Source organism: Fontimonas thermophila (assembly GCF_900113085.1).
In the GTDB taxonomy this organism is placed as follows: domain Bacteria; phylum Pseudomonadota; class Gammaproteobacteria; order Nevskiales; family Nevskiaceae; genus Solimonas; species Solimonas thermophila.
The window spans coordinates 22,747-46,741 of record NZ_FOOC01000015.1 but is presented as its reverse complement, the minus strand read 5'-3'; the positions used below and the strand labels follow the sequence as shown (position 1 = coordinate 46,741).

The 23,995-nt window shown below is 66.0% G+C and carries 20 protein-coding genes, 1 tRNA gene and 1 pseudogene; 19 read left to right on the top strand and 3 right to left on the bottom strand.

From position 1 onward, the window contains the following. Positions 1-66 precede the first annotated feature (66 nt). The 5 genes from rlmJ to BMZ48_RS11700 all read left to right on the top strand — a co-directional run bounded on the left by rlmJ (position 67) and on the right by BMZ48_RS11700 (position 2,417). Positions 67-714: a 23S rRNA (adenine(2030)-N(6))-methyltransferase RlmJ gene (rlmJ, locus tag BMZ48_RS11720; protein WP_091535502.1), complete on the top strand. Its 648-nt coding sequence runs from the start codon at positions 67-69 to the stop codon at positions 712-714. Further along, entirely contained in the window at positions 711-1,250 is a 540-nt protein-coding gene (locus BMZ48_RS11715) for an NUDIX hydrolase (RefSeq protein WP_091535501.1), read from the top strand. The genes rlmJ and BMZ48_RS11715 overlap by 4 nt, the downstream gene beginning before the upstream one ends. Before the next feature lie 197 nt (positions 1,251-1,447). After that, positions 1,448-1,876, top strand: coding sequence for a 50S ribosomal protein L13 (gene rplM, locus BMZ48_RS11710; RefSeq protein WP_091535500.1), 429 nt, complete (start codon positions 1,448-1,450; stop codon positions 1,874-1,876). Positions 1,877-1,893: 17 nt separating this feature from the next. After that, positions 1,894-2,292, top strand: coding sequence for a 30S ribosomal protein S9 (gene rpsI, locus BMZ48_RS11705; RefSeq protein ID WP_091535497.1), 399 nt, complete (start codon positions 1,894-1,896; stop codon positions 2,290-2,292). A 51-nt stretch (positions 2,293-2,343) separates the two neighbouring features. Further along, positions 2,344-2,417 (top strand) — tRNA-Gln (locus BMZ48_RS11700). Positions 2,418-2,550: 133 nt separating this feature from the next. On the opposite strand, the pseudogene BMZ48_RS11695 reads toward BMZ48_RS11700, so the two are convergent. Next, positions 2,551-3,726: pseudogene (locus BMZ48_RS11695) on the bottom strand (ribonucleotide-diphosphate reductase subunit beta); the annotation flags it as partial. Positions 3,727-4,082: 356 nt separating this feature from the next. Further along, positions 4,083-7,043: a ribonucleoside-diphosphate reductase subunit alpha gene (locus BMZ48_RS11690; protein WP_091535495.1), complete on the bottom strand. Its 2,961-nt coding sequence runs from the start codon at positions 7,041-7,043 to the stop codon at positions 4,083-4,085. Positions 7,044-7,523: 480 nt separating this feature from the next. Between BMZ48_RS11690 and BMZ48_RS11685 the strand changes: the two genes are divergently transcribed. Beyond that, the gene (locus BMZ48_RS11685) at positions 7,524-9,599 is read left to right on the top strand and encodes a site-specific recombinase (protein WP_091535494.1); all 2,076 of its coding nucleotides are present in this window, start codon (positions 7,524-7,526) and stop codon (positions 9,597-9,599) included. Positions 9,600-9,607: 8 nt separating this feature from the next. Here the strand turns inward: BMZ48_RS11685 and BMZ48_RS11680 are convergent, their stop codons facing one another. Then, positions 9,608-10,384 carry a class II aldolase/adducin family protein gene (locus BMZ48_RS11680; protein WP_091535492.1) on the bottom strand — a complete coding sequence of 259 codons (777 nt, stop codon included), beginning with the start codon at positions 10,382-10,384 and terminating at the stop codon, positions 9,608-9,610. Between the two features lie 105 nt (positions 10,385-10,489). On the opposite strand from BMZ48_RS11680, the gene BMZ48_RS11675 reads away from it, so the two are divergent. The 13 genes from BMZ48_RS11675 to BMZ48_RS11615 all read left to right on the top strand — a co-directional run bounded on the left by BMZ48_RS11675 (position 10,490) and on the right by BMZ48_RS11615 (position 23,981). Next, positions 10,490-11,092 carry a Maf family protein gene (locus BMZ48_RS11675; RefSeq protein WP_200769613.1) on the top strand — a complete coding sequence of 201 codons (603 nt, stop codon included), beginning with the start codon at positions 10,490-10,492 and terminating at the stop codon, positions 11,090-11,092. After that, positions 11,089-12,546 (top strand): ribonuclease G, encoded by a 1,458-nt coding sequence (gene rng / locus BMZ48_RS11670; protein ID WP_091535486.1) that lies wholly within the window; start codon positions 11,089-11,091, stop codon positions 12,544-12,546. The genes BMZ48_RS11675 and rng overlap by 4 nt, the downstream gene beginning before the upstream one ends. A 95-nt stretch (positions 12,547-12,641) precedes the next feature. Beyond that, positions 12,642-16,448, top strand: a complete 3,807-nt coding sequence (locus BMZ48_RS11665) for a YhdP family protein (RefSeq protein WP_091535484.1) — start codon at positions 12,642-12,644, stop codon at positions 16,446-16,448. Then, positions 16,445-17,305 (top strand): carbon-nitrogen hydrolase family protein, encoded by an 861-nt coding sequence (locus BMZ48_RS11660; RefSeq protein WP_091535482.1) that lies wholly within the window; start codon positions 16,445-16,447, stop codon positions 17,303-17,305. The genes BMZ48_RS11665 and BMZ48_RS11660 overlap by 4 nt, the downstream gene beginning before the upstream one ends. Positions 17,306-17,373: 68 nt before the next feature. Beyond that, complete coding sequence (gene tldD, locus BMZ48_RS11655; protein WP_091535480.1) at positions 17,374-18,813, top strand: metalloprotease TldD; 1,440 nt, start codon at positions 17,374-17,376, stop codon at positions 18,811-18,813. Between the two features lie 116 nt (positions 18,814-18,929). Further along, complete coding sequence (gene rsmD / locus BMZ48_RS11650; RefSeq protein WP_091535468.1) at positions 18,930-19,505, top strand: 16S rRNA (guanine(966)-N(2))-methyltransferase RsmD; 576 nt, start codon at positions 18,930-18,932, stop codon at positions 19,503-19,505. Between the two features lie 62 nt (positions 19,506-19,567). Next, the gene (gene coaD, locus BMZ48_RS11645) at positions 19,568-20,047 is read left to right on the top strand and encodes a pantetheine-phosphate adenylyltransferase (RefSeq protein ID WP_091535467.1); all 480 of its coding nucleotides are present in this window, start codon (positions 19,568-19,570) and stop codon (positions 20,045-20,047) included. Positions 20,048-20,089: 42 nt separating this feature from the next. Beyond that, positions 20,090-20,347, top strand: a complete 258-nt coding sequence (locus BMZ48_RS11640; RefSeq protein WP_091535466.1) for a YfhL family 4Fe-4S dicluster ferredoxin — start codon at positions 20,090-20,092, stop codon at positions 20,345-20,347. A gap of 41 nt (positions 20,348-20,388) precedes the next feature. Then, positions 20,389-22,107, top strand: coding sequence for a gamma-glutamyltransferase (gene ggt / locus BMZ48_RS11635; RefSeq protein WP_234981631.1), 1,719 nt, complete (start codon positions 20,389-20,391; stop codon positions 22,105-22,107). Between the two features lie 3 nt (positions 22,108-22,110). Further along, positions 22,111-22,734: a MotA/TolQ/ExbB proton channel family protein gene (locus tag BMZ48_RS11630; RefSeq protein WP_091535460.1), complete on the top strand. Its 624-nt coding sequence runs from the start codon at positions 22,111-22,113 to the stop codon at positions 22,732-22,734. Then, the gene (locus BMZ48_RS11625; RefSeq protein WP_091535444.1) at positions 22,724-23,080 is read left to right on the top strand and encodes an ExbD/TolR family protein; all 357 of its coding nucleotides are present in this window, start codon (positions 22,724-22,726) and stop codon (positions 23,078-23,080) included. Before BMZ48_RS11630 ends, BMZ48_RS11625 begins: the two co-directional genes overlap by 11 nt. Further along, on the top strand, positions 23,077-23,460 hold the full coding sequence (locus BMZ48_RS11620; RefSeq protein ID WP_091535443.1) for a biopolymer transporter ExbD: 384 nt from the start codon (positions 23,077-23,079) through the stop codon (positions 23,458-23,460). The genes BMZ48_RS11625 and BMZ48_RS11620 overlap by 4 nt, the downstream gene beginning before the upstream one ends. Further along, entirely contained in the window at positions 23,460-23,981 is a 522-nt protein-coding gene (locus tag BMZ48_RS11615) for an energy transducer TonB family protein (RefSeq protein ID WP_091535442.1), read from the top strand. Before BMZ48_RS11620 ends, BMZ48_RS11615 begins: the two co-directional genes overlap by 1 nt. Positions 23,982-23,995: the final 14 nt, after the last annotated feature.

Genomic DNA, 23,995 nt, shown 5'->3' with positions numbered 1-23,995 from the left:
GGCATGTCAGCCCCATCCAGGCCATGAAACAATGGCAGCGATCACACCCCGAACTGTTCAACAGACGTGTTACCAATCAGCCGGGACACGACACAGTATCTCGATCTGGTGCGGGCCGTCAACGGCGATGGCCCACTGCGGCGGTATCCCGGCTCCCCGCTGCTGGCGCTGCAGCTTGCGCGCGCGCAAGACCGTATCCTCGTCTGCGAACAAGTCCCCGCTACGGCCAATCTGTTGCGCACGGCTCTGGCCGGCGATGCGCGGGCGAGCGTGCACCTGCGCGATGGCTATGAGGCGGTGGCGCTGTTGCCGCCACGGCAGAGGCGCGGCCTTGTATTGGTCGATCCGCCGTTTGAGCGTGCCGATGAGTTCGACGCCATCACCGACTTCACCATGACGGCGCTGCGCCGCTTCGGCCACGGTGTTTATGCGCTGTGGTACCCGTACAAGAATCGCTGGCAGACCGAACGCTGGTTGCGGCGCATGCGCGCCATGGTGGACGTCGAAGCGCTCGATTTGCAGCTCGACACCGGCGCGCCCAGCATCGGGCAGATGCATGCCTGCGGCTTGCTCGTGCTCAACCCGCCGTTTGCATTTGCTGCGGCGGCTCCGGGTCTGCTCGACGCTCTGTGCCCGCTGCTGGCGCAGGGCAGTGGTGCCCGCGTCGCATCGACCCCCTGGCCACGCCGTATGACGAGGAGCGCAATCCGATGAGCGCGATTCAGGAATTGCATACCGGTGATTTCCTGCGCCTGCTGCGCGATGGGCACTGGGAGTACGTCGCCCGCACCAATAGCACGGGCGCCGTGTTCATCGTCGCGATCACGCCGCACCAGGAGCTGGTGTTGGTCGAGCAATACCGCGTGCCTTTGCGCGCGCGTACGATCGAGCTGCCGGCCGGCATGATCGGCGACGAGGCACATCTGCGGGACGAGACCCTGTTCGACTCGGCGCTACGCGAGCTCGAGGAGGAGACCGGCTATCGCGGCCGTCGCGCCGAACTGCTCATGTCCGGCCCGGTGGCGGCTGGCCTTACTTCAGAAATCCTGCATCTGGTACGGGTGCACGACCTCGAGCGCGTCCATGCCGGCGGCGGCGTCGGGCACGAGGATATCCAGGTGCATGTCGTGCCGCTCACCGAGATCGATGCTTGGCTGGAGCGTCAGCGCGATGCCGGCCGGCTGATCGAGCCGCGCATCTATGCTGGCCTTTATTTCGTGCTGCGCGCACATCGGCCTGGTTCGGGATAACGCGGGCGGCTCGCACACCGGGAATGGGGCTGGTGCTTGCGGTTTCGCGTGGCGGCAGGTCGGCCGCATGCCCCGACCCCTGTGCTTGCACCAGCGGGCAGGCGCGGCTAGAATCCGCGGCCTTTCGAAGTTGGCCGGCCATGGCCGGCCAACCGAACGATAACCAGCCCCCAAGGGGCCGACATAGGACAGGACCGATGAAGACCGTCTTCGCGAAGTCCGAGACCGTCAAGCGTGATTGGTACGTCATTGACGCAACGGACAAGACGCTGGGCCGGCTGGCGAGCGAAATCGCCTTCCGCCTGCGCGGCAAGCACAAGCCCGAGTACACCCCGAATGCCGATACGGGCGACTACATCGTCGTCATCAACGCCGAGAAGGTGCGGGTCACGGGCAACAAACGTCAGGACAAGCTCTACTACCGGCACACCGAGTATCCGGGTGGGCTTCGCGTGCAGAATCTGGATGAGGTGCTCGCCCGGCATCCCGAGCGCGTGATCGAGAAGGCGGTCAAGGGCATGCTGCCCAAGGGGCCGCTGGGCTATGCCCAGTTCCGCAAGCTGAAAGTCTACGCGGGGCCCACGCACCCGCATGCCGCACAGCAGCCGAAAGCCCTCACTCTCTAATTCCCGGATCCCGTCCCATGGCCAAGACCATCGATTACAAGTACGGCACGGGTCGCCGCAAGACCGCGACGGCGCGTGTGTTCCTCAAGCCCGGCAAGGGCACGATCACGATCAACGGCAAGAGCGTCGAGGCGTATTTTGGCCGCGAGACTTCGCGCATGCTGGTGCGCCAGCCGCTCGAAGTCACCGAGTCGGTCGGCCGCTTTGATATCATGGTCACGGTGGCCGGCGGCGGGCCCTCCGGCCAGGCCGGCGCGATCCGTCACGGCATCACCCGCGCGCTGATCGATTATGACGAGAACCTGCGCAAGCCCCTGCGCGCCGCCGGTCTCGTCACCCGGGACGCGCGCGAGGTCGAGCGCAAGAAAGTCGGTTTCCACAAGGCGCGCCGCGGAACTCAGTACTCCAAGCGCTGATCTATCGGAGGCGGCGGGGTATACTCACCGCCTCCCGACGCGGCTTTCGCTTGGGGGATCGTCTAACGGTAGGACCGCGGACTCTGACTCCGCTAGTCTAGGTTCGAATCCTAGTCCCCCAGCCAATACGCAAAACCCCTTGAATCCGAGAGGATTCAAGGGGTTTTTCATGGGGCCGGGCCGGGCGATGCGGCCATAAGTCCGCAGTGGTTGCTGCCGGCCGTCTCGGCTCGACCGTGCCGGCAGTGATCAGTGCGATCAGTCCCAGCTCAGGGCACCGCCGGTCTGATATTCGGTCACGCGTGCTTCGAAGAAGTTCTTTTCTTTCTTCAGATCCAGAACCTCGCTCATCCACGGGAACGGATTGCTGGCTCCGGGATAGATCTCTTTGACGCCGATCTGGGCGCAGCGGCGGTTGGCGATGAAAGCCATGTATTCGTTGAACATGGCGGCATTTAGGCCCAGCACGCCACGCGGCATGGTGTCGTGGGCGTAGCGGATCTCCAGTTGGGTCGCCTCATGGATCATGGTGCGCGCTTCTTCCTGGAAGTCGGCGGTCCACAGGTGCGGATTTTCGAGCTTGATCTGGTTGATCACGTCGATGCCAAAGTTCATGTGCATGGCCTCATCGCGCATGATGTACTGGATCTGCTCGGTGGCTCCCGGCAGGCGGTTACGGCGGCCGAAGCTCAAAAGCTGCACGAAGCCGACGTAGAAGAAAATGCCCTCGAACACGACGTAGAACGCGACGAGATCGCGCAGCAGGCGCCGGTCCGCTTCCGGCGTGCCGGTGTGGAAGTTGGGGTCGGCGAGGCTCTGGGTATAGGGCAGGCTCCATGCCGCCTTGTCGTGGATGGACGGAATTTCCCGGTACATGTTGAAGACCTCGGCTTCGTCCATGCCGAGGCTCTCGATGATGTACTGGTAGGCGTGGGTGTGGATCGCTTCCTCGAAGGCCTGGCGCAGCAGGTACTGGCGGCATTCCGGGTTGGTGAGGTGGCGATACACGGCCAGCACCAGGTTGTTGGCGACCAGGCTATCGGCGGTGGAGAAAAAGCCCAGCGCGCGCTTGATGATGATGCGCTCGTCCTCGGTGAACCCCTTGGGGTCTTGCCACTGGGCGATGTCCGTGGTCATCGCGATTTCCTGCGGCATCCAGTGGTTGTTGCAGGCGGCGAGGTATTTCTCCCAGGCCCACTTGTACTTGAACGGGACGAGCTGGTTTAAGTCCGCCCGGCAGTTGATGATTCTCTTGTCGTCCACGTGGATGCGGCGGGCGCCCATTTCCAGATCCTCGAGGCCGGTGGCGCCGGCGATGGCGGGTCCCGAGCCATGCACCGCACGTTCGACGACAGCGGGATGCGGTTTGCGCGCGCCCGCCGTCGAGGTCGGTTCGACCGTGGTGCTCGGGGTGTCGTCCCAGGTCAGCATGAGTCTGGCTCCTTGATTTCGAGTTCGAACACGCGGATGCAATGTCCGCGCGCGGTGTCGGGTTGTTGTTCAGTGCGGTTCGGACGGGGTGGACGCCACGGGCGTCACACCGGGCCGAGCGTGCCCCCAAGCGTGCGCCTGTGCGCGCAGAACGTCAAGAGGAAACACGATAGCTTGTGATTGTCCAGGTGGGACACCGCAACATATAGTGATTCACACCGCTTGTCCGGCGGTTATGCACAGGCTTTGCGGGGGTGCGGCGCACAGCCTGCGCACGGCCTTGTCCAAGGCTTTGTGCACAGCGCCCAGCTGCCAGCGCGGAAGGTGTTCAAGGCCTTCCGCGCCAGTCGCTGCGGGGCTTACTGGCAGGCTTCGCAGTCCGGGTCGAGGATCGAGCAGACCTTGGCGGCGCCGACGTCGGTTGCCGATGCGACCGCCACCGGCGGAGCGATGATCGGTTCCGGTGTTTTCGGCTTGGCGGCGGCTTTGGTCGCGGCACCGTGACCGGCCGCGTTGCTGACGGCATTGAGGCGGTGATCGCTGATCGTGGTTTTCTCGGCGTGGGTGGCGCCCAGGGTGCGCAGGTAATACGTGGTCTTGAGCCCCGAGATCCAGGCGTGCTTGTAGAGCTCGTCGAGCTTCTTGCCCGAGGGCTCGCGCATGTAGAGGTTGAGGCTCTGGGCCTGGTCGATCCACTTCTGACGGCGGCTGGCCGCATCGACCAGGCGTTTGGGGTCGATCTCGAAGGCGCACTTGTAGAGCGCCTTGAGCTCATCCGGGATGCGGTCGATGTGCTGCACGGAGCCATCGAAGTACTTGAGATCGTGGACCATGACCTCGTCCCACAGTCCGAGCTTTTTGAGATCGTTGACCAGATACTCGTTGACCACGGTGAATTCGCCCGAGAGGTTCGATTTCACGTAGAGGTTCTGGTAGGTGGGTTCGATCGATTGGGAGACGCCGGTGATGTTGGCGATGGTGGCGGTCGGTGCGATCGCCATCGTGTTGGAGTTGCGCATGCCCACGGTCATCACGCGCTGGCGCAGGGCGTCCCAGTCGAATTTGCCGGAGGTGCTCGTGTCCTGCTTGAGATAGCCGCCCCGCTGCTCGGCGAGGATTTTGATCGAGTCGATCGGCAAAATCCCTTTGCTCCACAGCGAGCCCTCGAAGCTCGAGTAACGGCCACGTTCGGCGGCGAGATCCGTCGATGCCTTGATCGCGAAATAGCTGATCGCTTCCATCGACTCGTCGGCGAACTGGATCGCGGCGTCCGATTCGTACGGCAGGCGCAGTTTGTACAGCGCATCGGCAAAGCCCATCACGCCCAGGCCCACCGGGCGGTGGCGCAGGTTGGAGTTGCGCGCCGCGGCGACCGCGTAATAGTTGTAGTCGATGACGTTGTCGAGCATGCGCATCGCCGTCGTCACCGTTTTTTCCAGCTTGGCGAGGTCGAGCTGGCCGTCCGCGGTGATGTGCGCCGGCAGATTGATGGACCCCAGGTTGCAGACCGCGATCTCGGAGCCGGCCTTGGTGTTGAGTGTGATCTCGGTGCAGAGATTGGAGCTGTGCACCACACCGGCGTGCTGCTGGGGTGAGCGTAGGTTGCACGGGTCCTTGAACGTGATCCAGGGGTGCCCGGTTTCGAACAGCATGGAGAGCATCTTGCGCCAGAGCTGGACGGCGGGCAGGCGCTTGAAGTTCTTGATCCGCCCCTCGTCGGCGAGCCGCTCATACTCGACGTAACGCCTCTCGAAGGCGGTCCCGACCAGGTCGTGCAGATCCGGCGTCTCGTCGGGCGAGAACAGCGTCCACTGGCCGTCTTCCATCACGCGCTTCATGAACAGGTCCGGCACCCAGTTGGCGGTGTTCATGTCGTGCGTGCGGCGGCGATCGTCGCCGGTGTTCTTGCGCAGCTCCAAGAATTCCTCGATGTCGCGGTGCCAGGTTTCGAGATACGCGCAGACCGCGCCCTTGCGCTTGCCGCCCTGGTTGACGGCCACGGCGGTGTCGTTGGCCACTTTGAGAAACGGCACGACGCCATTGGATTTGCCGTTGGTCCCCTTGATGTGGGAGCCCATGCCGCGCACCGGCGTCCAGTCGTTGCCCAGGCCCCCGGCATACTTGGAGAGCATGGCGTTGTCGTGGATGGCGCCGAAGATACCGTGCAGATCGTCCGGCACCTGGGTGAGATAGCAGCTCGACAACTGCGGACGCAGCGTGCCGGAGTTGAACAGTGTCGGCGTGCTGCTCATGAAATCGAACGAGGAGAGCAGCTCGTAGAATTCGATCGCCTTGGTTTCGCGCTCGACCTCGTTGATGGCAAGCCCCATCGCGACGCGCATGAAGAACGCCTGCGGCAGCTCGAAGCGCGTCTTGTTGCTGTGAATGAAGTAGCGGTCGTAGAGCGTCTGCAGGCCGAGGTAGTCGAACTTGCCGTCGCGCTCGGCGATCAGCGCGCGACCGAGCCTGTCGAGGTCGTAGAGCGCAAGCCGAGGGTCGAGAAGTTCGAGCTCGACCGCTTTGTGGATGTAGGCTCGGAAATATTCGGGATACAGCGCCTTCATCTCCTCGAAGGTCGGGCGAGTCTCGCTCATGCCCAGGAACTTGAGCGCCTCGTGGCGCAGGGCATCGAGGAGCAGGCGCGCCGAGACGTAGGTGTAGTTGGGCTCCTTCTCGATGCGCGCGCGCGCCGACAGCATCAGGGCCTGCGACAGCTCGGCTTCCGGCATGCCGTCGTAGAGGTCGCGCAAGGCCGCCGTGACGATCTCATCGACGTTCACGCCACTCAAGCCCGCGCAGGCTTCGGTGACGAGCCGGCGCATGCGGGCCTCGTCGAGCGGGACAATGGCGCCGTCGTCGCGGGTAATCGACAGGCGCGGTTTCTCGCTGGCCGGCTGGGCGGCGGCCGCGGCGGCGCGCTGCTTGGCCCGTTCTTCGCGGTACAGCACGTAGGCGCGCGCGACCTTGTGTTCGCCGGCGCGCATCAAGGCGAGCTCCACCTGATCCTGGATGTCCTCGATGTGCAAGGTGCCGCCGCCGCTCATGTGGCGGGTGAGCGCCTGCACCACCTGTTGGGTCAGGGCTTCGACTTTCTGGCGGATGGCCGTCGATGCGGCCGCGCCGGCCCCCTCGACGGCGAGGAAGGCCTTGGTCATCGCGATCTGGATTTTGGACGCATCGAAAGCCGTGACCTTGCCGTTGCGGCGGATGACCCTCACCGCGCCGGGCGCGGTGGCGGCAAGCTCGGCAGTGCTTGCGGGGGTCGGTGCCGGGGCTGGGCGGCGGGATTCGGGCGGAGCAACCATGGATTCGGTCTGCATTTTTCGGGCTCCCCGTTTAAGCGGAATTTTCTGGAAACAACCCTGCCACGGGTGCTGCGCTCAAGGCAGCGGTGGCAGTCTGCGGACCATATCTTGTGGTCGGCATCACCGTCAACCCCAACCCCTTGTGTCCATCCGGTGAATCAGGGCTATGATGGCTTGTGCATAAGCCGGGGATGAAAGGCAAAGCTTGGCGCAAATCCAAGCACTTGGCCACGATGGCTCTTTTCGCACGGTGCGGCGGTCGCGTAAGCCGACCCCAGATAGGCTTTTGCCCAACACTGTTTGAACGCCCATGGCCAATGCGACACTGATCGCGCCGTGCCGGCAGGTCGTCTGTTCCCACCGTCGGTTTTGTTGCGGTGGCGCGGATATGGGGGCGCAGGCGGGTCCAGGATCCGGGCATGGGTCGCCGGGCGCCGATCGATACGGATGTCCCTAGGTATTGTCCAGACCCGTTGTACAGATTTAGGAGTTGAAATGCCGCTGAACCGGTTATGGTCCCTGTCGTCCTCCGAGCGCACGCGGCGCGCGCTCGACGCTGCACTGGTCCGTTTGCAGGCTAACGCGCCGGATGATGCCGAGCGTCTCGCCGCGATCGCTGCGCTCGTTACATGGTTGCGGCCACGCCGCTTGCGCCGTCTCGATGAGGCCTGTGATCGGCTGCGCATGCTGACCGAGCGTATGCGCGAGGATGCGGCAGCGCGCGCAGCGGTGCGTAACGCCCTGTTGTGGTTGATTTTCGAAAAACAGCCACTGCGTTTGCTCAGCGATTCCGGCATCCTCACCGGCGAGAGTTTTTTCGGTGGCCTGTGGCGGCGTTTCTGGCAGGGCCGCTTGTTGCCGGAGGCGCTCGATCCGGCCCAGCTCAAGGATGTCGTCAGCCTGCTGTTTACGCGCGACGATGATTATTGCTGGGTCGAAGGCATCAGCGACGCCGACTGGGTCGCCTTTCTCGACGCGCTGGACTGGAGCGCTGCCGGCACGGTGCAGGGTGCGCGCATGCCGCTGCAAATCCTCGAAGCGCTGCTGATCGTCTCGTATCGCATCGCTGCGCTCGGTCTGGAACCAGAGCTGGTCCGCAACTATCCGGACATCGAGCGCTATGAATCCCCATTTCTGACGCAGAACGTCGAAATGCGTTCGTTTATCGATGAACGCCAGCGCGCGTTCGCCGAGAAGCGCGCGCCCCAGATCGACGATCGGCACTTATTGGTGCTGCTCGATCAGTGCGAGGAAATCGTCGCCAAGGTGCGCAAGCAGGCGGCGCAGACCGGCGCCAGCGTGAGCCTTACGGTTCTGCTCGTGCGGCTGACGCAGAACATCGAGCGCTTAAAGCTCCTGCTCGAATTGCTCGAGGAACGTCCCGTGCATGAGCTCAACGTGTTGCGCGTGCGCTTCTTCAAGCAGGTGGTACGCGCCGAGAACACGCGCCACAGCATCGGCGAGTTGTGGCGGCGCACGGTGGAGCTCCTGGCCACGCGTATCACGCAAAACGCCGGCAAGGCCGGCGAACACTACGTAACGACGACGCGCAAGGAGTATTTCGAGATGCTGCGCTCGGCGCTGGGGGCCGGCATGATCGTGCCATTGATGGCGATGATCAAGATCGCGCTGGGAAGTGAACCCCACGCCCCCATTGTCGCGGCACTGCTTTACAGCCTGAACTATGGGCTCGGTTTCGTGCTGATCTATCTGCTGCACTTTACGATCGCGACCAAGCAGCCGGCGATGACGGCTTCGTATCTTGCATCCTGTCTGGCCGCGGCCGAGAACCGTAGTGCGCGCATCCAGATCGGCGCCGATCTGATCGTGCGCACGCTGCGCAGCCAGTTCGTGGCCATCGTCGGCAATGTCGTGCCGGCCTTCGTGTTACCGGTCTTGATTGCCACTGCGATTTATCTCAATACCGGCGCCCATTATCTCGATCGCCAGACTGCCGAGAAGCTGCTTTTGGATCAGCATCCCGTGCAGAGCCTGGCCTGGCTGCATGCCGCGATTGCCGGCGTGTTTTTGTTCCTGGCGGGTTTGATTTCCGGATACTTCGATAACAAGGCGGTTTACAACCGCATTCCCCAACGCATCCTGCAGCTGCGCTGGCTGACGCGTCTGCTGGGACGTGCGCGCAGCGAGCGCCTGGCACGCTATGTCGAGAATAATCTCGGTGGCTTGGCCGGCAACTTCTTCTTCGGTTGCATGCTTGGTTCGGCCGGCACTTTGGGTTTCATCCTCGGTTTGCCGATTGACATCCGTCACGTCACCTTCTCGTCGGCCTTCCTTGGTTATTCGATCGTCGCACTCGAAGGGGCGGTGGCGCCGGGGACGGTGGCCATGGCCATCGTGGGTGTCGTGGGGATTGGATTGATCAACTTGTTCGTCAGTTTCAGTCTGGCTTTCTTCGTTGCGCTGCGTGCACAGAAGGTGTCGCTGGGCGACCGCCGGGCGCTGGTGCGCGAAGTCGTAAACCGGTTCTGGCGCGAGCCGCGCGCGTTCTTCCTGCCGCCGCGCGAGCCCGCACCAGCGCCCGATGCAGGTGTGGCGCGCGGGGAGTCGTGATCGGGGGATCAGGTTTTGTATGAAGGATCGATGCGGTCGAGCCGGCGCAGCAGACCCGGCCAGGCGAGCTGACCACCAAGGCCGCGCGTGACCATCGCGGCGGCTTGCCGGACTCCGGCGACGATTTGCGGGTCTACGGCGATCAGCTCGCCACCGCCAGACAGGGCGCGGATCTGGATCATGCAGGCGGCCTCGAAGACGTACATCGCCAGGAACGCATCCGCCGGTGTTGCGCCCACGGTCAGCAGGCCGTGGTTACGCAGCATCAGAAAGGTCTTGTCGCCGAGATCGGCGACCAGCCGCGGTTTTTCGTCGTCGCGCAGGGCGATGCCTTCATAGTCGTGGTAGGCGAGGGAGGCGAGGACCAGTGTCGCCTGCTGGGAGATCGGCAGCAGACCGTGTTTTTGTGCCGATACCGCGACACCGTTGAGCGAGTGCGTGTGCATGACGCAGTGCGCGTCGGCGCGGGCGGCGTGGATGGCGCTGTGGATGGTGAAGCCGGCCGGGTTGATGTCGTAAGGCGAATCCATGACCTTGCGCCCGTCGAGATCGACTTTGACCAGGCTCGATGCCGTGATCTCGTCGAACAGCCAGCCATAGGGATTGATCAGGAAATGGTGCTCCGAGCCCGGTACGCGGGCGGAAATGTGGGTGAACACGAGATCATCCCACCCGAAATGGGCGACGAGCCGGTAGGCTGCTGCGAGGTTGACGCGCATTGCCCATTCCTCGGGGGAGACGCGGTTGCGGACGTTCAGGCTAGGATGCTCGGCAGGGGTCGTCATGATCGGGCTCCGCTGGCAGGGATTCCACTCTAGCCCAGAGTGTGGTCGGCCGATCACCATCAGTAAAAATTTCCCCGATCGGGAGTCTGGGTGGACGTACAAGACGTGCAATTAGTGCTCGCGTCGCAGTCGCCGCGCCGGCAGGCCTTGCTGGCCCAGCTTGGCCTCAGGTTCCGGGTGTGTCCGGCCGACGTCGTGGAGATCGCGCGTCCCGGCGAGCCGCCGGCCGACTATGCCGGGCGTATCGCGCTCGCAAAAGCCCGGGCCGGAGCCGCGCGCAGTGGGGCCGATCTGCCGGTACTCGGCGCCGATACCGACGTCGTTCTTGACGGCCGGATTCTCGGCAAGCCGGTTTCGCGGGCGCATGCGCTCGAGCTGCTGCAGCAGCTGTCCGATCGCCCACACGAGGTGTATTCGGCCGTGGCGCTGGTGCACCAAAACCGTGAGGCAGTGCGCGTGTCGGTCACCCAGGTATGGATGGGGCCGATCGCGCCGGAGCAGGCCGAGGCCTACTGGGCCAGCGGCGAGCCGGCCGACAAGGCGGGTGCCTACGGCATCCAGGGTCTGGGCGCGGTTTTCGTCCGCGAGATCCGCGGCAGCTATAGCGGTGTCGTCGGTTTGCCGCTGTACGAGACCTGCGCGCTGCTGCGCGAGTTCGGGATCGATGTGCTGGCGCCGAACGTTTCGAGGGCCGGATCTGCCCGATGAGCACGGAAATCCTGGTCAACATCGGTCCACAGGAAACCCGTGTCGCGCTGGTCGAGGGCGGCGCTGCGCAGGAGATCCACGTGCAGCGCGCCTCGCGCCACGGCCTGACCGGCAATATCTACAAGGGCACGGTACAGCGCGTGCTGCCGGGCATGCAGGCGGCCTTCGTCGAGATCGGCCTGGCGCGCACTGCGTTCCTGCACGTCGCCGACATGGTGCCGCTGACGCCCAACGGCGAGATCCAACCGAGCATCACCCAGTTGCTCCACGAGGGTCAGCAGGTGCTCGTGCAGGTGCTCAAGGATCCTCTCGGGACCAAGGGCGCGCGCCTGACCACCTTGCTGTCGATCCCGTCGCGCTATCTGGTGTTGCTGCCGCACGAGAAACACGTCGGCGTATCGGCGCGCATCGAGGATGAAACCGAGCGTGAGCGGCTCAAGTCCATCCTCGATGAGCTTCGGCAGCGCATGGTTCCACAATACGGCCTCATCGCGCGCACTGCCGCCGAGGGCGCCGATGCCAAGGCGCTGGAGGACGACGTCGCTTTCCTGCTGCGCCTGTGGAAGGCGATCAGCGACAAGGCGGCAGTTGCCAAGCCCGGCACGCTCGTGCACGGCGATCTGCCGCTGTCGATGCGCATCCTGCGCGATCTGCTCGGGACCGACGTCGAGCGCGTGCGCATCGACAATGCCGAGGAATGCCGGCGCGTGAAACAATTCGCGCAACTGTTCGTGCCGCAGGCGGCACCTCTGATCGAGTTGTACGAGGGTCCGGCCCCGATCTTCGATTTGTACGGCGTCGAAGACGACATCGACCGCGCACTCAAGCGCCGGGTCGAGCTCAAATCCGGCGGGCATCTGGTCATCGACCAGACCGAGGCGATGACGACCATCGACGTCAACACCGGCGCCTATACCGGGCACCGCACGCTCGAGGAGACGGTGCTCAAGACCAACCTCGAGGCGGCACAGGCGATCGCGCGCCAACTGCGGCTACGCAATCTCGGCGGCATCATCATCATCGATTTCATCGACATGAAGTCCGAGGATCATCGTGCCCAGGTGCTGCGAACCTTGGAACGCGCCCTGGCCGCGGATCATGCGCGGACACAGGTGTACCCCTTTTCGCCGCTTGGCCTGGTCGAGATGACACGCAAGCGCACGCGCGAGTCGCTCGGCCACATTCTGTGCGAGCCGTGCCCGACCTGCGCCGGTAGCGGCATGATCAAGACCGTCGAGACCGTCTGTCACGAAATCATGCGCGAGATCCAGCGCGCATCGCGCCAGTTCGAGGCCAAAGGGTTTCTGGTACTGGCCGCAGCCAACGTGATCCAGCGCCTGGTCGAGGAGCAGTCGCTCGGGCTCGCCGATCTTGAGGCCGCGCTCAACCGTCCGATTCGCCTGCAGGCCGAGTCGGCATACGGCCAGGAGACCTTCGACGTGGTGCCGCTTTGAACGCAGCACCTACCGTCCAGATCGCCCTGGCGTGACAATAGCGCACCCGTCATTCCCTTTCTGCTGCTTTTCTCGAATCACCCGGACAGCCGTCGATGGAGCGCGTCAAACGTCGTTGGTGGACCTGGGGGGTTTCGCTGATCGCCCTTGTGGTCATCGCCGGTGCGGTCCTAAGCGGTGCATTCCAGCTCGCCGTGCTCACCGTGCCGAGTTATCGCGAGCAGCTCGCGGATTGGGTCAGCGGCGTCGCCGGTCGGCCGGTGCAGATCGGGGGGATCAGTCTTGCCTGGCGCGGGCTTGCCCCCCGCCTCGAGCTCAATGACATCACGCTCTACAGCACCGATGGCAGCGAGGAATTGCGCCTTGAACGGCTGAGCCTCGGGATCGGTCTGCGCCGCCTGCTCGCCGGCGAGTTTCTGCCGTCGCATCTGGAAATCTCCGGTATACGCGTGACCGCCGAGGTCGACGCACAGGGCCGTCTGCGGATCGCCGGCTTCGAACCGGGCGAGACCCAGCAAGCCGCCGCCCACGAGCAGTGGCTGGACGGTCTCGAGCGCTTCGAGCACGTGGCCATCGAAGGCAGCGAACTGCGCATTGCCCATCACGCGTTCGGCCCAACTCCGCTGAACGTGCGCATCGAAGCGCTCGATCTGGACAAGACCGCCAGCGGCTTTGAGCTCGCCGGTGAGCTGCGACTGCCCGCCGACCGCGGGGGCGTGTTCACCATCGAAGCCCGGATCGACGGCGCGGTGGCGCAGTTCAGCAGCTGGAGAGGGCGTTTCGAGGCGAACATCCAGGGATTGCGGCCGCAGGGCTGGTTGCGGCCATATCTGCTGCCCGGCACGCAGATCCTCGCCCAGGAACTGGAAGCGCACATCAGCGGGGAGATCGAGCGCGGACACATCGCCCACGCGCATGTCGAGCTCAACACGGGTGCTCTCGTGTTGGCCCGCGCCGGCGTGCTGTCGAGCGCGCTGCGCAGCGCCGCGGTCTTTGATTACACGCGTACCCCACAGGGTTGGCACATCGATGTCACCGAGCTCGATTTCGACGGTGAATCCCTGCTGCGGGGCAGTGTGCGGTACGCGAATGCCGATGGCGTATCCGCCTACGACGTTGACGCCGACCGTATCGATCTGACCCGGCTTTCGCCGTGGAGCGGGATCTGGCGCCATGCGCCCGACTGGGTGCAGAAGCTGGCGCGCACCGGCGGTGTGGTCGAGGGGTTGGTGCTGCGCTGGCGCGATGGTGCGCAGGGTGCGCGCTGGTCGGCGCGTGCCCGGCTGTCCGGCCTTGCACTGCGCGCCGACTCCAGGGTTGGCCTGGCCGGTGTCCAAGGCGAGTTCAGTGCCGACGAAAGCGGCGGGCGGCTGCATCTGGTCCAGGCCCCGCTGGTGGTCGAGCTGCCGGCGACGCTGGAGGAACCGCTTGCTTTCGATGCGGTCGATGCCGAACTGCGCTGGGCGCGCGCTGGCGACGGCTGGCGTATCGGCAGCGAGGCGTTTGGATGGCGGCTTGCGAGCCTGGCCGGCAGCGGGCGTTTCGAGCTGCGGCTGCCGCAGGCCGAGGGTGCATCGCCCGTGCTCGATCTGGCCATGGACTTTGCAGGCGAGAACGCGCTCGATGCCCGGCGGTACATGCCGCGGCATTGGTCCGATGGCCTCAAGACCTGGCTGGCGCGGGGCATCGTCGGTGCCCGCATCCCGCGCGCGGAGCTGCGCATCCGCGGTCCACTCGCCGACTTTCCCTTCGATACCCGGCCGACCGGGGAGTGGCGGCTGGACATCGACACAGCCGATACCGTGCTTAACTACGCGCCGGACTGGCCGCGCATCACGGGCTTGCGCGCCCACCTGCTGTTCCGGGGTAATAGCCTCGTGATCACCGCGGATGCGGGGCGCATCGGCAGTAGCCGCATCGTCGGTGCCGAGGTGCGCTTCGACGATTTTCACGAACATCTGCTCACGGTGGCGGGCACGGTCGAGGGCGATCTGGCGCGCCATTACGATTTTCTGCGCGACTCGCCGTTGCGCAAGCCGCTCCGCGGCCTGCTCGACTACACCCAGGCGCGCGGGGCTGCGCGCGTTGATCTGACGCTGCGCATCCCGCTCGATCATGCCCAGCCGGTGTCCGTGCAAGGTAGCGTTGCGATCGCCGACGGCGAGCTGCGCTATGCGAATCTTTCCCCGGTCACCGGTTTGCGCGGCACTCTGGCTTTCACCGAGCATGGGGTCACCGCCGAGGCACTGCACGGTCAGTTCGAGGATCTGCCGCTTACCCTGCGCATCGATGCCCAGGAGGGGACCTACGGGGTCGTGCGTGGCCGTTTCCCGTTTGCGCCGCGCGCCGATGGCAGTGGTGCGGCGCAGTTCCTGCCCGGTTTTCTGCGGCCGGCGCTGCAGGGACAAAGCGTCTGGGAACTGGCGCTGCCGCTACGTGACGGCGATGCCGCGCTCACGCTCAGCTCGGATCTGGTCGGCACCGCCATCGAGCTGCCGGCGCCGCTGGGGAAAACGATGGACGCCGCCGCGCCGGTTCGGGTGCGCATCACCGGCGGGACGCCGATGCGGGTCGATGTCGGCTACGCCGGACGGCTCGGCGTCAGCGTCGCAATCGCGCCGGATGCCGAGTCGCCCGCACGCATCGCAGGGTTGTCGGCCCGGCTGGGTCGCGACGAGGCGCCGCCCGCGCGTGTCGGCGGCTTCGTGCTCGATGGGCGGATCGGGCGTTTTGAGCCGGCCGCGTGGCTGCCGCTGCTCGTGGGTGCGCGCGGCGACGGCGCGGCTGGGGAATCCCTGCACCTGGATGCGATCGACCTCGACGTCGACAGTCTGGTGTGGAAAGGGTATGCGCTGCGCCCCTCGCGCTTGCGCTACCGGCCGACGGCCGATGGCTGGTTGATCGATCTCGCCGGTGAGGGTGCGCTCGGCCGGGTGCACTGGCAGGCCGGCGATGCCAACCATCTGCGCGTCGAGCTCGATCACCTGCAGGCCGATGCCCTGCCTGCATCGACAGATGACGACTCCCCGCCGGAGCAGACCGCACAAGCCACGACAGCGTCACCGCTTGAACCGGCGTCTTGGCCGACGGTGGATGCGGTTTGCGAACGGCTGATCATCGGAGAGGTCGCACTCGGTCGCGCCGAGCTCGTCACCGCGCAGGTGCCGGGAGGCCAGGTTTTGCAACGCCTGCAGATCGGCGGCGGGGCGGTGGACCTGGCGGCCAGTGGTGCCTGGCGGCGGATTGGCGGGCGCTCGTCGGGTGAGCTGCGTTTTACGTCCGAGATTCGCCGGATCGATGCCCTGCTCGCCGCCCTGGGGTATGCGCCCAATCTCGCGGCCGAGCGCGCCCGTTTCAACGGCGAGCTGCGCTGGCTGCCGGCATCCGAGGGCATACGCTGGGAAATGGCCGCCGGCACGATCGACGTCGAGGCCGCCAACGGTCAGTTGCGCGCGGTGCGCCCCGGTGCGAGCCGCGTCCTCGGCCTGATCAACTTCTACGCCTTGCCGCGGCGGCTGACGCTCGATTTCGACGACGTTGTCGGCCGCGGCCTGGCTTTCGACGGCATCAAGGGTCGGTTCACGCTCGCCGGCGGTGATGCGACAACCGACGATCTGACTATCGATGGACCTTCGCTGCGGATGGACATCCGCGGCCGGGTAGGGCTGCTCGCGCGCGATTACGATCAGCGGGTCACCGTTTATCCCGATCTTTCTTCCGGCGTGACCTTGGGTGCGGCATTGGTCGGTGGTCCGGCGGTGGGGGCGCTGGTGCTGCTGGCGCAGGAGCTGCTCGACAAGCCGCTCGATCAGGTCAGCCAGTTCAGCTATCACATCAGCGGACCGTGGGACAATCCCAAGGTCGAGCGCCTCGAGACACAGATTCTGAGCGAGATCCGATGAACGACAGCACCATGCGGGCCGCCGTGATCCAGATGACCTCCGGCGCCGAGCGCGATGCCAACCTCGAAGCGGCTGCACGCCTGCTGCGCGCGGCAGCCGAGGCCGGGGCGTGCCTGGCCGTGCTGCCGGAAAACTTCGCGCTGATGGGGGCGCGGGAGACCGACAAGCTGGCCATCGCCGAGGCCGAGGGAGACGGGCCGATCCAGGATTTTCTCGCGCAGAGCGCACGTGCGCTCGGTCTGTGGATCGTCGGCGGCACGATTCCGCTCAGAGTGCCGGGCGATCCCGGACACGTCTATGCCAGCTGCGGAGTCTGGAACGCGCGGGGCGAGCGTATCGCGCGCTACGACAAGATCCACCTGTTCGATGTCGAGCTGCCGGGCGCCACGGCCGAGGCGGGTGATGGCGATACTCCCGCACCCGAAAGTTACCGCGAATCGGCAACGATCGCCCCGGGCGCACCGAATCCGGTGGTCGTCGATACGCCCATCGGACGGTTGGGATTGTCCGTTTGTTACGATCTGCGCTTTCCCGAGCTGTATCGCCGCCTGGTCGCACAAGGTGCCGAGGTGCTGTGCGTGCCCTCGGCATTCACGGCGCGTACCGGGCAGGCGCACTGGGAGGTGTTGCTGCGCGCGCGTGCGGTCGAGAACCTGTGCCACGTGCTGGCGTCCAACCAGTGCGGGACGCATGCCGGCGGCCGGCGCACCTGGGGGCATAGCTGCATCGTCGAACCCTGGGGGCACGTGATCGCAAGCTGTGCGGACACGCCGGGATTGGCGGTGGCGGTGCTCGATGCGCAGGCGCGCCGGCAATACCGCCGCAGCTTTCCGGTCCTCGACCACCGTCGCCTGTAGCGCGTTTTGAGGCTGCGCATTCGATTAAGCTGCCCCTGGGCCATTTCACCCCACATTCACTTTGCCCGATGACCGATACGCTCGCGCTCGCACGCCGCACCTTGCTCGAACCCGCTGGCCTGGATGAACACGCTCTCGATCGCGTGCTCGGGCGGCTGATGAAGCCGGGCGTGGACGCGGCCGATCTGTATTTCCAGCAAGCGCTGACCGAGACCTGGGCGTTCGAGGACGGATTGGTCAAGTCCGGTTCGCATCACGTCGAACAGGGTGTGGGGGTGCGTGCCTGTGCCGGGGAGAAGCAGGGGCTTGCGTATTCGGACGCGCTCGAGTTGCCGGCGCTGATCGACGCTGCGCAGGCGGCTGGTGCGATCGTGCGTCACGGCAGCCAGGGGCGGGTGCAGGCGCGCCACGCGGTCGCGGTGCGGTCTTTGTATCCGGCGATCGATCCGCTGCATACGCTCGAAGTGCCGGCCAAGCTCGAGCTCCTGCACCGCGCCGATCGCGCGGCGCGCGATGCCGACACGCGCGTGATCCAGGTCAATGTCGCGCTCGCCGCCCATGCCGAGACGGTGCTGATCGTATCCAGCGATGGCACGTTCGCGGCCGATATCCGCCCGCTCGTGCGCATGGATGTCAGTGTGATCGTCGAGCACCACGGGCGCCGCGAACAAGGGCATGCCGGTGCCGGCGGCCGCGGGTCGTACATGGATTTTTTCGGCGGTGATACGCCCGAACGCCTGGCCCGCGAGGCCGTCCGCATGGCGCTGGTCCAGCTCGAGGCGGTGCCGGCACCGGCCGGCACCTTGACCGTCGTGCTCGGCCCGGGCTGGCCGGGCGTGCTGCTGCACGAGGCCGTCGGGCACGGTCTTGAGGGCGATTTCAACCGTCGCGGCACCTCGGCGTTCTCCGGCCGTATCGGTGAGCGTGTGGCCTCGACGCTGTGCACGATCGTCGATGACGGTACCCTGCCGGGCCGCCGCGGCTCTCTGACTCTCGACGACGAGGGAACGCCGACCCGGTGCACGGTGCTGATCGAGAACGGCATCCTGCGCGGCTACCTGCAGGACAAACTCAACGCACGCCTGATGGGCGTTGAATCCACCGGCAACGGTCGCCGCGAGTCTTACGCCGCCTTGCCGATGCCGCGCATGACCAACACCTACATGCTGCCGGGCGCACACGATCCGCAGGAGATCATCGCCTCGGTCGACAACGGGCTGTACGCGGTCAACTTCGGCGGCGGCCAGGTGGACATCACCAGCGGCAATTTCGTGTTCTCGACCTCCGAGGCCTATCTCATCGAGCACGGCCGCATCACGCGCCCGGTCAAGGGGGCGACACTGATCGGCAACGGTCCCGAGGTACTCGCGCGCGTGTCGATGGTCGGCAACGATCTCAAGCTCGACGCCGGGATCGGCATCTGCGGCAAGGATGGTCAGAGCGTGCCGGTGGGTGTCGGCCAGCCGAGCTTGCGCATCGACGGCATCACGGTCGGCGGCACGGGCTGATCGCTGGCGGCGGTTGCCGCAGGCCGCGTGCACGAGCGCATCTGTGATGCGTATGCCGCGTCTGCCATTGCGCCTCCGGGGTTGACGGCGCATGCCGTGCGGATAAAGTCGGCGCCATGGCAACCCGGACGGAAGGCAAGCTGCGCGTCATCGGCGGGCAATGGCGCTCGCGTATCATTGATTTCGACGCCCGCGACGGCGTGCGCGCAACACCGGATCGCGTGCGCCAGACCGTGTTCGACTGGCTGGCACCGGTCATCGAGGGGGCGCGCTGTCTCGACTTGTTCGCCGGCAGCGGCGCGATGGGCATCGAGGCGCTGTCGCGCGGTGCCGCACACTGTACGTTCGTCGAACAAGGGTCGCGCCAGTGCACACGCATCAAGGCCGCGCTGCTCGCGCTCAAAGCGCAGCACACCGATGTCGTGATGATGGATGCGATCTATTTCCTGCAGCAGACCTGGCATCGCTATCACGTCGTTTTCCTCGACCCGCCGTTCGAGTCGGATCTGCTCGGCAAGGCGCTCGATGAACTGCCCAAGGTGCTGCATCCGAGCAATCGGATTTTCCTCGAATGGCCAGCGCGCAAGCGGCCGGAGTTGCCCGAGCGCTTCGAGTGGCTGCGCGAAAAGCAGGCCGGGCAGGTCGGTTTCGGGCTCGTCACCTATCGCCATCCGGTCGAGCAAAAGAAGTGAAACGACCGGCGCATGCGGCGGTACGCTGCTGCTACCATGCGTGCTGAACCACGGGGGTTGTCATGATCACGGCTGCGTACAGCGGCACTTTCGACCCGATCACCTACGGGCACTATGACATCATCCAGCGCGCTGCGCGCATGTTCCCGCGCCTGATCGTCGCCGTCGGACTCAATCCGGCGAAGAATCCACGGTTCAATCTCGACGAACGCTGCGCGCTGATCCGCGAGGTCGTCCGCGATTTGCACAATGTCGATGTGAAAGGCTTTTCCGGTCTGGTGGTCGATTTCGCCCGGGAGAACGGCGTCACCGTGCTCGTGCGTGGTGTGCGCACCGTCGGTGATTTCGACTATGAAAAGCAGATGGCGGTGATGAATCGCGATCTGTATGCCGAGCTCGACACGGTGATGCTGGCGCCCTCGCCGCAGTACGCCCATCTGTCGTCCTCGCTCGTGCGCGAGCTGGCCGCGCTCGGTGCACCCCTGGAAAAGCTGGTGCCGCCGGCGGTGATTCCGGCGCTGCGCGCACGCATCGGTCAATGATCGGATCCGGTCAGTGGCGGTGCATCGTCCTACAATGACGGCATGGCGCTGAAGATCACCCACGAGTGCATCAACTGCGACGTTTGCGAGCCGGTCTGCCCGAATCACGCGATCTACCAGGGTGTGGAGATCTACGAGATCGATCCGCAGCTGTGTACGGAGTGTGTCGGTCACTTCGACAGGCCGCAATGCCGCGCCGTGTGCCCGGTGGACTGCATTCCACTCGATCCCGATCACGTCGAAACCCACGAACAGCTGATGGCGAAATACCAACGGCTGACCAGCGGTCTGAAAAAATGAATAAGCGCCGACAACCGCAACCGCCCACGACCGGCCTTGCGATGGGTAGAACGGTTGGCGCGCGCATGCCTGCACGTTCATGGGCAGGGTGTTGGTGTGTGGTCTGGCTGGGATGGGCGGCGTCCGCTGCCGCGGCATTGCCCGCGCGTCCACCCGGTTATGCCTGTGCCACCGCCCATCCCCTGGCGACCCAGGCGTGCATGCAGGTCATGGCCGAGGGTGGCAATGCCTTCGACGCGGCGGTGGCGGCCAGTGCGGCGCTCGCCGTCGTCGAGCCGACGGGATCCGGTCTTGGCGGCGGTGGCTTCTGGCTGTTACACCGGGCGAGCGACGGCTTCGAAGTCTTCGTGGACGGTCGTGAGACCGCACCCGGCCGCGCTCACCGCGATATGTATCTCGATGCCGAGGGCAAGCCGGATGAGCGCCGCTCGCGCGATGGCGTGCTGGCCGCGGCGATTCCGGGCGAGCCGGCGGCGCTCGCGTGGATCGCGCAGCGCTATGGCAGCAAGCCGCTCGCCGAGTTGCTCGCCCCCGCGATCGGCTACGCGCGCGATGGCTTTACCGTCGACGGCAAACTTGCGGCTGCGATCGCAGCCCAGCGCGACCGCCTGTCGTGGGCGGCGCGCAAGGTGTTCATGCCGGAGGGTGAACCCCTACCAGCCGGTGCGCTGCTGCGCCAGCCGGATCTGGCGTGGACGCTCACGCAGATCGCCGAGCGCGGACATGCCGGTTTCTACGAAGGCGCGGTCGCACAGCGCCTGGTGCAGGCGGTTGAACGCACCGGCGGCCTGTGGACTGCCGAGGACCTTCGCCGTTATCGCGTGGTCGAGCGCACGCCGCTGGTGACCTGGTTCCGCGCTCACCGCATCGTCACCGCGCCGCCGCCGTCCGCGGGTGGTGTCGCTCTGGCCCAGGTGTTCCAGCAGCTCGAAGTGCTGGGCTGGCGCGACGACGGCAGCGTCGAGGCCCATCACCTGTTGATCGAAGCGCTGCGCCGCGCTTATCGCGATCGCGCCGCGTATCTGGGCGACCCGGATTTCGTGCCTGTGCCCCTCATGCGGTTGTCCGGGCGCAGCCATGCCGTCGCGCTGGCCAGCAGTATCGACCGCGCACGCGCCACCCCGAGCGCGGCGCTGCCGCCAGCGCCACTGTTCACGGAAGGCACCCACACCACCCATTTGTCGGTGCTCGATGCGCAGGGCAATCGCGTTGCTGCGACGCTGTCGATCAACCTGCCGTTCGGATCGGGCTTCATGGCGCCTGGCACCGGCGTGCTGCTCAACGATGAAATGGACGATTTCGCCGCATCGCCCGGCGCGCCCAACGCCTACGGCCTCGTCGGCGCGCAGGCCAATGCGATCGCGCCGTACAAGCGGCCGCTGTCGTCGATGACGCCGAGCTTCGTCGAAGGGCCGCGCGGCCTGCTCGTGATCGGCACGCCCGGCGGCAGCCGCATCATCACGATGGTGATCCAGGGCATCCTCGCCTGGATCGCGGGCTTGGATGCCGACAGCATCGTTGCGCTGCCACGCCTGCATCACCAGTACCTGCCCGATGTCGTGCAGCTCGAGGCGGATGCGCTCGATCCCGCGCAGCGGATGGCGCTGGCGGCGCTTGGCCACCGTCTGCAGCCGAGCGATGGCCGTTGGGGCAATCTGCAGATCGTCAGCTGGGAGCCCGCCCGGGACGTGCTGCAGGCGGCGAGCGATCCACGCGGGGTCGGTCACGGCGCCGTGGCTATCACGATGCCAGCACCGTAGGCCATGCTCGCGCAGTGGCTGCAACTGGGTGGGGTGGCGATGCTGCTGCTCGTCGCGCTGTCGCTGGTCGCATCCACGTTGATCCTGGTCAAGCTCTGGGAATTCTGGGAATGGCGTTTGCCGCGCGGCGATCGCGTCGCGCGGGCGCTGGATGCCTGGCGTCGGCGCTGTCCCGAACAGGCTCTGGCCCAGCTCGCCGGTGAGCGCACGCCGCTGGCCGGAGTTCTCGCCACCGCGATCGCCGCACTGGCCGAACCAGGTGTGCGCGAAGAACAGGCACGCGAGCGCGCCGCACAGGATGCCGTGGCCCGGCTCGAGCGCATGCGCAGCGGGCTGGGTGCCCTGGAGCTGATCGGCCAGATCGCGCCGCTGCTCGGGTTGTTCGGTACCGTGCTCGGCATGATCGAAGCATTCCGCGCGCTCGAAGCCAGCGGCGGCGAGGTCCGACCGGAGCTGCTCGCCGGCGGTATCTGGCAGGCGCTGCTGACCACCGCGGCGGGGCTTGCGATCGCGATGCCGGTGCTCGCCGTGCAGAACGCGCTCGAACGCGTCGTCGAACGTCATCGCTTGGCGATGGAGGCGGCGCTGACGCAACTTTTCACCCGACCGCGCGCCGATGCGGCTTGAGTGGGCAAGGCGCCGGCACAGCCGTTTGGCACTGACCGCGCTGGTCGATGTCGTTTTCATCCTGCTGTTCTTCTTCATGCTCGCCGGGCGGGCCGCGCCGCCGCGCGCGATCGAGCTGCACGTGGCATCCGGTATGACCGGGATGGAAACGGTTGCCGAGGTCATCGTGCGCGCGGGCGGCTACGTCGAGCTGGATGGCCGCAGACTTGCAATCGATGCGCTCGTGCACGAATCGCGCGGGCGCGCGCTGCAGCTGCGCGCCGGTGCTGACGCACGGCTCCAGGATCTGGTCGATGTGCTCGACCGTTTGCGCGACGCCGGTGTGCGGATCCACGTGCGGCCATGAAGCTGTCCTACCCACGCCGCTTGACCACCGGCATGTCGATGCTGCCGGTGCTCAATGTGATCTTGCTGCTGCTGGCTTTCTTTGTGATGCTCGCGCAGGTCGGCGCGCCGGACCGTGCCGGTGTGCTTGCGCGCAGCAGCGCAGCGACGGTGGCCGATTCCAGCGCGATGCTGCTCGAGATGGACGCGCGGGGTGCGGTGTACGCAGACGGGGTCGCGATCGAGGATGCGCGGCTCGCCGATTGGCGGCTACGCAGTGGGGCGACCCGGCTGCGGCTGCGCGCGGATGCGCGTGCACCGGCGGCGCGTGTTCTTGCCGTGCTCGCCGATCTGCAGGCCGGTGGTGCCGACCGTGTGCAACTGCTGGTGGTGCGACGCTGATGGCAGGACCGACGACCGCATCCCCGTGGCGCTGGCCTTGTGCAGCCGTCCTTGCCCTGCTGTTGCATGCGCTGCTGCTGGGTGGAATGAGCACCGGTGCCGAGCCGCACGATCAGAACAGCAGCGGGCCCCGGCACGGCGCCGGGCAGGCTGCTGAATCGGTGCTCGAACTGCGCTTGCATCCGTCCGCTTCGTCATCGCCCGGACCAGCGTCGGTGGCTGCCGCCGCCACAGAGCCGGGCGAGGTCGGCGGCGGCGGACGCGATGGGTATTACGCGCGCGTGCGCGCGCATCTGCAGCGCCATCGCCAGCCGCTCATCGGCAGCGATGTGCGCGGCACGGCGGTGGTCGCCTTCCATGTGGCAGCCGACGGCAGGGTGTCGGCACTGGTGCTGCAGCGCAGCGCCGGTGCAGCGATGCTCGATGCCGAGGCGCTGGATCTGGTGCACCGGGCCTCGCCGTTGCCGCCACCGCCAGACGGCCGCGCGCGCCGGCTTGCGGTGCCGATCGCGTTCGAATAGAGCGCCGAACGGGC